Source organism: Nostoc sp. C117 (assembly GCF_043099735.1).
Lineage (GTDB): Bacteria > Cyanobacteriota > Cyanobacteriia > Cyanobacteriales > Nostocaceae > Nostoc.
Genome location: NZ_CP170991.1, coordinates 4,754,577 through 4,766,583, shown reverse-complemented (window position 1 = coordinate 4,766,583; position 12,007 = coordinate 4,754,577). Strand labels below are relative to the sequence as shown.

The 12,007-nt window shown below is 40.4% G+C and carries 13 protein-coding genes; 5 read left to right on the top strand and 8 right to left on the bottom strand.

Annotated features, from left to right (window positions below):
* Positions 1 to 39: 39 nt before the first annotated feature.
* From ACFG4S_RS20640 to ACFG4S_RS20625, 4 genes are all read right to left on the bottom strand, one after another.
* The gene (locus tag ACFG4S_RS20640) at positions 40 to 336 is read right to left on the bottom strand and encodes a 2Fe-2S iron-sulfur cluster-binding protein (RefSeq protein WP_392530885.1); all 297 of its coding nucleotides are present in this window, start codon (positions 334 to 336) and stop codon (positions 40 to 42) included.
* A 186-nt stretch (positions 337 to 522) separates the two neighbouring features.
* Positions 523 to 660, bottom strand: coding sequence for a photosystem II reaction center protein K (locus ACFG4S_RS20635; protein WP_006195022.1), 138 nt, complete (start codon positions 658 to 660; stop codon positions 523 to 525).
* A gap of 158 nt (positions 661 to 818) precedes the next feature.
* Positions 819 to 1,922, bottom strand: a complete 1,104-nt coding sequence (tgt, locus tag ACFG4S_RS20630) for a tRNA guanosine(34) transglycosylase Tgt (protein WP_392530884.1) — start codon at positions 1,920 to 1,922, stop codon at positions 819 to 821.
* A 127-nt stretch (positions 1,923 to 2,049) separates the two neighbouring features.
* On the bottom strand, positions 2,050 to 2,502 hold the full coding sequence (locus tag ACFG4S_RS20625) for a hypothetical protein (RefSeq protein ID WP_392530883.1): 453 nt from the start codon (positions 2,500 to 2,502) through the stop codon (positions 2,050 to 2,052).
* Positions 2,503 to 2,880: 378 nt separating this feature from the next.
* Between ACFG4S_RS20625 and cobS the strand changes: the two genes are divergently transcribed.
* The 4 genes from cobS (at position 2,881) to ACFG4S_RS20605 (ending at position 7,647) form a co-directional block, all read left to right on the top strand.
* Positions 2,881 to 3,654, top strand: coding sequence for an adenosylcobinamide-GDP ribazoletransferase (gene cobS / locus ACFG4S_RS20620; protein ID WP_392530882.1), 774 nt, complete (start codon positions 2,881 to 2,883; stop codon positions 3,652 to 3,654).
* A gap of 187 nt (positions 3,655 to 3,841) precedes the next feature.
* Positions 3,842 to 5,341, top strand: coding sequence for an IS5 family transposase (locus ACFG4S_RS20615; protein WP_392530881.1), 1,500 nt, complete (start codon positions 3,842 to 3,844; stop codon positions 5,339 to 5,341).
* A gap of 235 nt (positions 5,342 to 5,576) precedes the next feature.
* A complete protein-coding gene (locus tag ACFG4S_RS20610; protein ID WP_392530881.1) occupies positions 5,577 to 7,076 on the top strand; it encodes an IS5 family transposase in 1,500 nt (499 codons plus the stop codon).
* A gap of 100 nt (positions 7,077 to 7,176) precedes the next feature.
* The gene (locus tag ACFG4S_RS20605) at positions 7,177 to 7,647 is read left to right on the top strand and encodes a GAF domain-containing protein (protein ID WP_392530880.1); all 471 of its coding nucleotides are present in this window, start codon (positions 7,177 to 7,179) and stop codon (positions 7,645 to 7,647) included.
* Positions 7,648 to 7,699: 52 nt separating this feature from the next.
* On the opposite strand, the gene ACFG4S_RS20600 is transcribed toward ACFG4S_RS20605, so the two are convergent.
* From ACFG4S_RS20600 to ACFG4S_RS20585, 4 genes are all read right to left on the bottom strand, one after another.
* Complete coding sequence (locus ACFG4S_RS20600; RefSeq protein ID WP_392530879.1) at positions 7,700 to 8,155, bottom strand: PPC domain-containing protein; 456 nt, start codon at positions 8,153 to 8,155, stop codon at positions 7,700 to 7,702.
* Between the two features lie 86 nt (positions 8,156 to 8,241).
* On the bottom strand, positions 8,242 to 8,919 hold the full coding sequence (locus tag ACFG4S_RS20595) for a ComF family protein (protein WP_392530878.1): 678 nt from the start codon (positions 8,917 to 8,919) through the stop codon (positions 8,242 to 8,244).
* A 52-nt stretch (positions 8,920 to 8,971) separates the two neighbouring features.
* Positions 8,972 to 9,463 carry a GNAT family N-acetyltransferase gene (locus tag ACFG4S_RS20590; protein ID WP_392530877.1) on the bottom strand — a complete coding sequence of 164 codons (492 nt, stop codon included), beginning with the start codon at positions 9,461 to 9,463 and terminating at the stop codon, positions 8,972 to 8,974.
* A 97-nt stretch (positions 9,464 to 9,560) separates the two neighbouring features.
* Positions 9,561 to 10,286: a YdcF family protein gene (locus ACFG4S_RS20585; RefSeq protein WP_392530876.1), complete on the bottom strand. Its 726-nt coding sequence runs from the start codon at positions 10,284 to 10,286 to the stop codon at positions 9,561 to 9,563.
* Between the two features lie 310 nt (positions 10,287 to 10,596).
* Between ACFG4S_RS20585 and ctpB the strand changes: the two genes are divergently transcribed.
* Positions 10,597 to 11,937, top strand: a complete 1,341-nt coding sequence (ctpB, locus tag ACFG4S_RS20580) for a carboxyl-terminal processing protease CtpB (RefSeq protein WP_392530875.1) — start codon at positions 10,597 to 10,599, stop codon at positions 11,935 to 11,937.
* Positions 11,938 to 12,007 lie beyond the last annotated feature (70 nt).

Sequence of the window (12,007 nt, the reverse complement as noted above, 5' to 3'; positions counted from 1 at the left end):
TATTTTAACTAGTGACTGGATAAAGGCAGATTGGAGAACTTAAGGCTTCGTGACTACACTGACTGAGCCATTCACTAAAGTTTGACAGGCCAGGCGGTAATTTTCGGGCTTTTTCTTGAATTTTCGGTTTTCTACATCTGTGCGGGGGGAAAGATTTTCTAGTCCTTCAACTATCTCGACAACGCAAGTCCCACATTGACCATAGCCGCCACAATTCGTCATCTTGCCAATCAAGGTATATATATCAATGTTATTTTCCATCGCCTTGAGCCGGAGATTTGCACCATCTGCCGCCACTACTTCTTTATTTTCTTTAACAAACTTGATATTACCCATCGTTGACATCTCCTTGACTGTAAGCTTGGCTTTCAAGGCTTCATATTGACATGGCTTGATTCAGATCTTAGTTATTATCATAATTCATTACAAAATATTAATAAATATTAATTTATGAGACGCAATGCTACAAAAAATAGGACAGGTATAGTACCTGTCCTAAAAATAAATTGAAAATGAATTAACTTACCTAAATCCCACAGCTGCTTGCCAAACAAAAGCAAGCAACAAGAAGAATACGGGGATAACTGGGAGAACATCCACTAAGGGATCAAAGATTTGGTAAGCTTCAGGTAGTTTTGCTAATAAAAGTGCTGCTTCCATGTTTGTTTAAATCCACCTATCCAACACAGCGTTCATAATTGAGAAGTATCTTAACATGGTTTGGTCATTGCTCATTGGTCATTTGTCATTGCTTGTCTTCCTTGTTTATCTCATCTCCCTTGTCCCTAGTCCCCACTTTTTACCCTCTACTCCCTGATTCAGTTGAGCCAGTGACCAAATTCAGTAGTGAAGCGATCGCTTAATATTGCTTCTCGAATCTTTTGGGTAAAGCGAATTAGTTCGGTAATATTGTGAATGCTCAACAAGGTATAAGCTAAAATCTCTTGCGCTCGTACTAAATGAGATACGTAAGCACGGCTGAAATTTTGACATGTGTAGCAAGGACAAGTTTCATCTAACGGGGCAAAATCATCACGAAACTTAGCATTTTTCAAATTCCAGCGATCGCCCTGCACTATTGCTGTCCCATGTCTCGCCCAGCGTGTGGGAATTACGCAATCAAATAAATCAATACCAGAGGCGATGGCGATCGCCATTTCTCGATAAGTACCCACACCCATCAAGTAACGCGGCTTTTCTGGGGGTAGAAGTGGTGCTGTAACTTTGACAATCTCAGCCATCAATTCTGGTGGTTCTCCTACACTCACGCCACCAATGGCATATCCAGGCAAATCTAACTTAGCCAAAGCTTCAGCCGCACGGCAACGCAAATCCAAATACACACCTCCCTGCACAATCCCAAACAATGCTTGTTCGCTATGTTGATGAGCCGTTATACAGCGTTCTAACCAGCGGTAAGTACGCTCGGTAGCAGTTTCTACTTCTTGGCGAGTGGCTGGGTAAGGTGGACATTCATCAAACGCCATGATTACATCCGCCCCTAGAGTATTTTGAATCTCGATGGAGCGTTCTGGGGTTAAGTTAATAATTTGTCCATCATGGGGTGAGCGGAAAGTTACACCTTCTTCCGTAATTTTTCGCATCTCACTTAAGCTGAAGACCTGAAACCCACCCGAGTCTGTGAGCATTGGCCCATTCCAGCCCATAAATTTGTGCAAACCACCACCCCCAGCAACGATCGCTTCTCCTGGTTGGAGGTGAAGATGATAAGTATTGGATAAGATCATTTGCGCCCCAGTATCTCGTAGCTGGGCTGGGGTGATGGTTTTGACATTGGCCAGCGTCCCCACTGGCATAAATCTTGGGGTTTCTACAATACCGTGAGGGGTAAAAAATACTCCAGCTCTAGCTTTGGTTTCGCTACAGCAAGCAAGACATTGAAATGAAAAATTGGCACTCATACCATTTTGAATTTTTGAAGACGCGCTCTAGGACTTAAGCAAAACTACACAATGTAGGGGCAATTCATTAATTGCCCCTACATTAATCAAGCGCAGCCTTACATAGAATTGGTATAATAATTGCTATTTAGAAAGAATCAGAACAGTCATCGTCAATTTCGGCATCCCATCTCGCTGAGAGTACTTGCTCCATCATCGCTTCTATAGCTGTGACATTGAAATTTCGCTCCCGTCGCTCTTGCAGAGGAGTGGACAGAGGAATTAAACGCAGACACACTCCTTCTTGCATCAAATCAAAGTAGGTTTCTTGTTGCGATGACTGTTTGAGTTCTAAGTAATCAAAACTACAGACATTTAAATATAGCGCATGGTTAGCCACTAGGGTAGACCTTTGTGGATTGCCAAAAACTTCCATCACATCCCCTTCACCCTCGCTCAGTACCTTATGTTCGTGGGTGTAGATGTAGTGGACTCGACCTAAATCAGCTAGCAATCGCCGCATGTCGAGCTTATTCACAATAATGCCCGTGTTAATAATGCACGGAGCTGGTATCCTGGTGTCGGGTAGATGGTGACTCATAGGAAAATAGCGATTGAGCTACAGAGAGCGATAACATAGCTAAACTGTCATATTGAATAGCTTGTTTTCTCCCTACATTTAAAAAATATCAATTTTGTGGGGCAATCGTCTAATAATTTTGGAGTAAGTTTTTAGTCAACGCATACAAAATATAAATTTTGATCCTTGATGGAATTATAATTTCCTGAATCACTTATACCTTTTGTATGAAAATTTACTTAAGATTATTAGTTTGCCACTGAGACCAGCATAACAAAATTTTCCGGGATAATCTCTAATAGAAGTAAATCTTATCTAAAGCTTTAAAGTCTACTAATGTGGATTTTACCTAAGCGCAGACTATTATCCAGCAATTAACCAACTATTAGTGTAATCAAGATGATGAAACAGGAACAGTGGTGGAAAAAGCTACTGTTAAAGTTGGCAGCGAGTATTATATTTTATACCAGTATTCCACTGCCGTATTTGAATGGATTAGACTTTCGGGGAGTGGCACGTCTTGCCTCGACTGTAGGGTTAATAATTGGGGGAATTTTAGGGTTAGTGGATACGGGGATGAATTATATTGGTATGCCATTGTTAACTCGTAGTGCTTTAGTGGTAAGTATTTGGATTGCTATTACTGGAGGATTGCACCTAGATGGGGCAATGGATACTGCCGATGGTTTGGCAGTGGGCGATCCAAACCGCCGATTAGAAGTTATGGCAGATAGTGCCACAGGTGCCTTTGGGGCAATGGCAGCGATCGCCTTGGTATTATTGAAAATAACTGCCTTGACAGATATGCCAGAAAATCGGTGTCTAGTGTTGATGGCCGCTTGTGGATGGGGACGTTGGGGACAGCAGTTAGCGATCGCCCGATACCCTTATCTCAAACCAACTGGCAAAGGTGCATTTCACAAACAAGCCATTCGTTCTTACAAAGATTTGTTACCGGGATTATTGTTGTTGTTCGGTTTAAGTGGTTTAGTCTGGTTGATAGATAAACAGCAGCTATTTCTAGCAGTAGGAATGATAGTTGCTGGAAGTGCGATCGCTACTTTAACCGGTGCCTGGTTCAACCACAAATTAGGCGGACACACCGGAGATACCTACGGCGCAGTCGTTGAGTGGACAGAAGCCTTATTTCTCTGTGTATTGACCGTTTTTTAAGCTGTGGGTGAGTGTGTCAACATAACTCATAATTGATAATTAGGGGTTGCTGAAAAAGAAAGAGAAGCTCACAGGATATAGATTATCTGACCAAAGAAGTATATTCAGGTGCAAGACTTGAGGGTAAAATAGCCCAAAATCCTTGCATAACCGCGACCAGCAGTACACAAGTGTGCTGTTTGTAACCATGTACCGAAAACAGGGGCAAAATCCAATCTCACCAGAGAACTTTGAATTTCCGTTTTCAGGCAAGTTGTCATCAGATAATCGTTGGATTATTCTGGCGAATTTAATACCCTGGGCAGAATTTGAAGAGGAATATTCATCCGGGTTCTCTGTAGAGATGGGAGCGCCAGCAAAGTCATTTCGGATGGCATTAGGGGCATTAATAATCAAAGAAAAACTAGGAATAAGTGATAGAGAGACAGTAGAACAAATCAAGGAAAACCCTTATCTACAGTACTTCATAGGGATGTCATCCTATATTAATGAAGCTCCATTTAATGCATCGATGCTAGTCCATTTTCGTGAAAGAATTAGTGCAGAATTAGTAAACAAAGTAAATCAAGAAACTGTTAAGAGGATACTAGAGACAACATCTTCGACTTTAGCAACTGAATCAATTGAATCAACTGAATCAACTCAAAAAAAAAAAGAAGAATTAGAAAAAGAAGATAACACGCCAAAAAATCGGGGAGAATTAATATTAGATGCGACTTGTGCGCCAGCAGACATCAGCTATCCAACAGATTTCGAGCTATTGAACCAAGCAAGAAAACAGACAGAACAAATAATAGACCTTCTTTATGAACAGATAAAAGGTACATTAGAGAAAAAACCAAGGACTTATCGGGAAATAGCAAGAATTGACTACTTAGAAGTCGCTAAAAAGCGTCGTGTATCCCAAAAAGATAGGAAAAAAGCGATTAAAAAGCAGCTTCAATATATCAAAAGAAACTTATCTCATATTGACCAGCTAATCAGAACAGGAGCAACTCTAGAAAAACTAAGTACTAGACAATATAAAATGTTGCTTGTAGTTGTAGAAGTTTATCGTCAACAACTATGGTTGTATGAAAATAAAAAACAGAGTATTGATGACCGAATCGTTAGTTTAAGCCAACCACATATCCGTCCAATTGTCCGTGGAAAAGCTGGGAAAGCCGTGGAATTTGGGGCAAAATTATCAGCTAGTTATTTTGATGGATATGTATTTTTAGACCATATTAGTTGGGATAATTTTAATGAATCAGGAGACTTAAAAGCACAAGTAGAAGCATATAAAAATTATACTGGCTATTATCCAGAATCGGTTCATGTAGATAAAATTTATCGCACAAGAGAGAATAGAGCTTGGTGCAAAGAAAGAGGTATTATCATCAGTGGCCCTCCTTTGGGAAGACCACCTGCTAATCTTAGTAAAGAAAAAAAGAAACAAGATTTAGAATCTGAGAAAATTCGTAATTGTATTGAAGGAAAATTTGGGCAAGCTAAAAGAAGGTTTAGCCTCAATCGAGTGATGGCGAAACTTTCCCATACTTCTGAAACTGCAATTGCTATTACTTTTTTAGTGATGAATCTTTCTACTCACCTGTCGCGCGTGTTTTATGCTTTTTTATGTCTATTTTTGAAAACTGCACCTTTTTTGCAGTTTCCTATAACTGAAAGTTATTATTTTCTGAATTAGAGACAACAAAAGCTTATCTTTCATTTTGCTTGAATAACTAGTCAACCCAAAAGAATTGCTTTTTCATACTTTTTCAGCAACCCCTAATTAGGGGTTGCTGAAAAAGAAAGAGAAGCTCACAGGATATAGATTATCTGACCAAAGAAGTATATTCAGGTGCAAGACTTGAGGGTAAAATAGCCCAAAATCCTTGCATAACCGCGACCAGCAGTACACAAGTGTGCTGTTTGTAACCATGTACCGAAAACAGGGGCAAAATCCAATCTCACCAGAGAACTTTGAATTTCCGTTTTCAGGCAAGTTGTCATCAGATAATCGTTGGATTATTCTGGCGAATTTAATACCCTGGGCAGAATTTGAAGAGGAATATTCATCCGGGTTCTCTGTAGAGATGGGAGCGCCAGCAAAGTCATTTCGGATGGCATTAGGGGCATTAATAATCAAAGAAAAACTAGGAATAAGTGATAGAGAGACAGTAGAACAAATCAAGGAAAACCCTTATCTACAGTACTTCATAGGGATGTCATCCTATATTAATGAAGCTCCATTTAATGCATCGATGCTAGTCCATTTTCGTGAAAGAATTAGTGCAGAATTAGTAAACAAAGTAAATCAAGAAACTGTTAAGAGGATACTAGAGACAACATCTTCGACTTTAGCAACTGAATCAATTGAATCAACTGAATCAACTCAAAAAAAAAAAGAAGAATTAGAAAAAGAAGATAACACGCCAAAAAATCGGGGAGAATTAATATTAGATGCGACTTGTGCGCCAGCAGACATCAGCTATCCAACAGATTTCGAGCTATTGAACCAAGCAAGAAAACAGACAGAACAAATAATAGACCTTCTTTATGAACAGATAAAAGGTACATTAGAGAAAAAACCAAGGACTTATCGGGAAATAGCAAGAATTGACTACTTAGAAGTCGCTAAAAAGCGTCGTGTATCCCAAAAAGATAGGAAAAAAGCGATTAAAAAGCAGCTTCAATATATCAAAAGAAACTTATCTCATATTGACCAGCTAATCAGAACAGGAGCAACTCTAGAAAAACTAAGTACTAGACAATATAAAATGTTGCTTGTAGTTGTAGAAGTTTATCGTCAACAACTATGGTTGTATGAAAATAAAAAACAGAGTATTGATGACCGAATCGTTAGTTTAAGCCAACCACATATCCGTCCAATTGTCCGTGGAAAAGCTGGGAAAGCCGTGGAATTTGGGGCAAAATTATCAGCTAGTTATTTTGATGGATATGTATTTTTAGACCATATTAGTTGGGATAATTTTAATGAATCAGGAGACTTAAAAGCACAAGTAGAAGCATATAAAAATTATACTGGCTATTATCCAGAATCGGTTCATGTAGATAAAATTTATCGCACAAGAGAGAATAGAGCTTGGTGCAAAGAAAGAGGTATTATCATCAGTGGCCCTCCTTTGGGAAGACCACCTGCTAATCTTAGTAAAGAAAAAAAGAAACAAGATTTAGAATCTGAGAAAATTCGTAATTGTATTGAAGGAAAATTTGGGCAAGCTAAAAGAAGGTTTAGCCTCAATCGAGTGATGGCGAAACTTTCCCATACTTCTGAAACTGCAATTGCTATTACTTTTTTAGTGATGAATCTTTCTACTCACCTGTCGCGCGTGTTTTATGCTTTTTTATGTCTATTTTTGAAAACTGCACCTTTTTTGCAGTTTCCTATAACTGAAAGTTATTATTTTCTGAATTAGAGACAACAAAAGCTTATCTTTCATTTTGCTTGAATAACTAGTCAACCCAAAAGAATTGCTTTTTCATACTTTTTCAGCAACCCCTAATTAATAATTCATTATGACTTCAGATACCAAACTCATTTTTGATACCCTGACTAACGAAGGGCTGAGTATCAACTGGAATCGCTTGCTGACAGAAATCTTGGCTGCTTTCGACTGCTCTACAGGTACTATCCATACCCTCGATCGCCACAGCCAATTATTGCACCTAAAGGCTTACCAAGGTATTCCAGAATTCCTCTTGCCTAAAATGACGCTAATTCCCATTGGCAAAGGGATGGCCGGTGTCGCCGCCGAACGCAACCGACCCGTACAGATTTGTAACCTGCAAACCGATGAATCGGGGGTGGCCAGACCCTCGGCCAAAGAAACCAAGGTAAAAGGCTCGATTACAGTACCGCTGATGCTGAACGGCCTATTATATGGCACTTTGGGCATTGCCAAGCTGATTCCCTACGAATTTACTCTCCAAGAGGAAGAGACACTGATGGAGATTGGAGAGGCTATTAGTAGGAAAATCGCTAGTTAACATCACAGGATCGGTGGGATATAAGGAGAATAACCCATACCCAATGCCCACTTCACTTAATCGGTTGCAACTTTGTCACCTTAAGTTTAAAAGCCCCAACCCCAGTTTCTCCAAAAGATCGGACACGAATCACATAATTCCCTGTCTCTACAATGCGAGTAAATAGTAGGGAATTACTACTACCATCAGGACCATCATCGTTTTCTGCCAAAGTCGAACCATCTGGTGCCAACAGTGTAATAATGCTGTCAAAGTTTTCAGATGACAGGTCAACTGCTAAATTATCGCCCTTCTGTAGCTTGACTGTGTAATCACGAGCAAAGCCACCTTGACCTGTGGGAATGTCTTTGTCTGAGAGACTATCATCAATTTCAGTACTGTTAGATAAAGGGATTGGACTATACAATTTATTTTGAGCAAAAGCTGCACTTGTACTTATACCTATTGCCAGTAACGTAGCAGGAATGATGGTGAGTTGTTTTAAACCCGCCGCAAAAACTTTATTCATACATTTCAAGTAATTTTTCGACAAAAATTATGGTATCTGGTTAGTCTATGCAATTATCTGTCTCAGCTTGCCCATTAATTCTTAATTTATCCGTCTTTGACGGCAGTGGCTACAGCTACTAATCCTAAGACCACAATTCCATACTCACGAAGTGTTTGCACAGCAGATCTGGCAGTAGCACCAGTAGTATAAATGTCGTCTACTAATAATACTGGGACATTTGGGGGACGATCGCGAAATTCTTGTCCAACACCAAAAGCTTTGTCCAAGTTTTTTTCTCGTTTAGATACTGATAAACCAAACTGCGCTTCAGTTTCTCGCACTCTTGTTAATCCATTTAGTTTCAATTTTAATCCAGTTATTTCGCAGAAGCTTTGTCCTATCAGTGCAGCTTGATTGTATTTACGTTGCTTTTGCTTGCTAGGGTGCAGTGGGATGGGAATTACCATCGGACGGCTATCTCGGCTTGGTGAATCTAACAACCATGCCTCTCCTAACCATTGACCCAAAGGACGAGCTATTTGGGGTTGATTTTCGTATTTCATCGCCGCGATCGCTCTTTTCACCGGACCGCCATATTCTCCCCAGCCAAATACTGCCAGTGGCTCTTGCCATAGAGAAATGTGGTCTTGGCGTTGACATTTTTGTAGTTGTCTGGTGCAATTTTGACAGAATTCTTGGGAAGTTGGACGTTGGCACAGCGGGCAATGGGATTGGAGAAAAAGATTTAGTAAGCCTGTAAAATTTTGAGTCCAAGTGTGCATTTAGATTTGTCCTTTGTCCTTTGTCACTTGTCATTTGTTTAGTTAAGAATGACTAATAACCATTGACCAATGACTTAAGATAAACGCGATCGCAACGTGCTGTTTCTGTTCCCGTTGTTTGTTTATAGCCGTTGCTTTCATATAGTTTGACTGCTTCGACTAAAACGCTGGCGGTTTCAATCCAAATTTGCTCAAAACCACGCTCTGCGATCGCCGCCTCTAGCTGTTGTAACAAATATTTCCCCAATCCTAAACCCCTGATGCTCGGTAAAAGATACATTTTGCGGATTTCTACAGCTTTTTGACCGCGATGTATGGGGTAGTATGCCCCCGTACCGACTAACTGACTTTGGTGTTCAATTACCCAAAACTCCCCGCCAGTAGTTAAATAAAATTCCTCTACTTGCAGCACATCTCGGTCGGCATCGTTTGGTTCCCAACCCAGACCGTATTCAGATAACACATAATTGATTACTTGGGCAGCTCTTGTGCGATCGCTTTCCACCCAATCACGAATTAAAAAATCTTGATAATATTTTTTCATTACCATTTGCTGGTCAAGTTTACACAGAAAATTTTTCTGGATCTATATCCCAATTTACCCAGCAAATAGCAATTCTTGCAGATTTGAGTTCTCGCAGTTAACAGTGAGGAGTTTTATTTATCCCCCGATCCCCTAAACCTCCTTGATGTTCGCACTTAAAACCCCGATTCTGCCAATCTGGCAGATCTACTTTTGCAAGTTTGATGATGCCTGAGCATTGTGGTTGAATAATTTGACTTAAAATCGCCCATAATAAGCTGCGCGTTAAATCTAGTCCAGTTTTCAGCCAAGATTCATGATTACCAGGAATACCGAACTCTTGAACAATTTCTGTCTGTACCCAAATACCATGAGCGCCTAGGAGAATCTGTGCCATCCATTTAGCTCTCGGTAAGTGAGTTGGGGAAGTAATGAGTTTTACCTTATGTACTCGCCAATAGCGCAGTATTGGAATACCATAATAAAAATTTTCAAAGGTCGAATTTGCACACTTTTCTAACCAAACGTTCTCTAAACTTACTGATTCCCGCTGAAAAATTAACCAAATACAAGGGTCTGGCGAACCATGAGAAATTAAGATAGGGATTTGCGGGTATTGTTTTGCTTGTTGGACAACATAAGTTTCTCGACTAATACTGCCACCAAGTACAAAGAAGGCATCTACTGGCTGCGAAGAAGCAAACACTAAGGTTATAGTAGTAAAAATCAGCCAAGCCGCCAAAATAAAGTACAATCCAAAAGTTAGTTTTTGTAACAAATGCCACAAATTAACCAAACTTTTTTTAATAGAAATTAATGATTTTATGGGAGATTTCCGTTTCATGACTTAGGTAAGAAAACCCGATTTGATAACTGTCCAACAGTACTGCAATTGGGAGATCAAAGTGCTATCTTATAAAAGTAATCCACAGTACAAACATGACGCCGTTCAAAGTGTCACATCGTCAGTATAGCCTTCCGGAGAAGGCTAACAAAGAGAGAAATGGTTATTAATAACTAATGTAGTATTTTCGGCATCATTCAACGCCAAATGATGAAGTAAGATAGCTATGTTTGGGGTATAAAAACTTAAAAATTTCGAGAAAGCCTGATTGCTAAACTGTCAACAACACAATTATTCCAGCTAAATATACATGAACCAATCTGCGAAAAGTTACTCACCGCTCCAAGTAGCCTTGATTGGTGGAGCGATCGCCACAACTGCTACTATGTCTGTGTTTGGTTCCGCTTGGACTCGCGGAGTCCGTGCAGCCCTAAGCTTACAAGATAGTCCGAAACAGATAGTTGACCAAGTTTGGCAACTGGTGAATCATGAATATGTTGATGGCAAATTTAATCAACAAAATTGGCAAGCAACCAGGCAAAGCCTCTTGAGCAAAGATTATTCTTCTCGTGAAGAAGCTTATGCGGCTATTCGTGAAGCTTTACAAACATTGGGAGATCCTTATACTCGGTTCATGGACCCCAAACAATTTGAAGCCCTCACTAGCCAAACATCTGGGGAAGTCTCTGGTGTTGGTATTCGGATGGAAGTGAACGAAGCAACTAAGCGGCTGACTGTTGTTGAAGCCATAGAAAATTCTCCAGCGCTCAAAGCTGGGATCAAAGCAGGTGATGAAATTTTAGCAATTGATGGCAAACCCACTCTCAAAATGAAAGTAGATGACGCCTCCAAGCTAATTCGCGGTAAAGCAGGTACTCCCATCAAGCTACGATTGGGACGCAAGGGGCAAAATGCTTTTGATCTGAAGCTGACTAGGGCAAATATTGAAGTACCAACAGTACGTTATACCCTCAGACAAGAAGGCAATCGACGCATTGGCTATATCCGTTTGCGAGAATTTAGCGCCCACGCCGCAGACCAAATGCAACGAGCTATCCGCGATTTGAGCAATCAGAAAGTTGATTCTTATGTCTTGGATTTACGGGGAAATCCTGGCGGTTTGTTACAGGCCAGCATTGAAATTGCTCGGATGTGGTATAATGACGGTGGCATTGTCAAAACAGTAGATCGTGTAGGAAGCGCTGAGGAAACCAAAGCCAATCGCACAGCCTTGACAAATCGTCCTTTAGCGGTACTAGTAGATGGTAATTCAGCTAGTGCTAGTGAGATTCTCACAGGCGCACTTAAGGATAATAAACGGGCGGTAGTCGTTGGCGGTCAAACCTTTGGTAAAGCCTTAGTGCAGTCAGTTCACGAACTCGCCGATGGTTCCGGCTTGGCAGTTACCATTGCCCACTACTACACTCCCTTAGGAACAGATATTAACCATAAAGGGATTACTCCAGATATCAAACTAGACTTGACAGAGGCACAGGAACGTCAGTTGGCTTCTAATCCAGATTTAATTGGCACTAAGAGCGATCCCCAATATGCGCGGGCCATCGCAATTCTCTCAAATAATAACTTTGCCCAGCCCCCAGCCAATCAACCTAATCAACCTATGAGCCGTGCTGGTGACTTGAGATTTTAGATTGAACAGAATTCTGACTCCTTCCGATCTTCCAGGATTTGGGATTGGGAATACTAGTTAGTAATCCCAT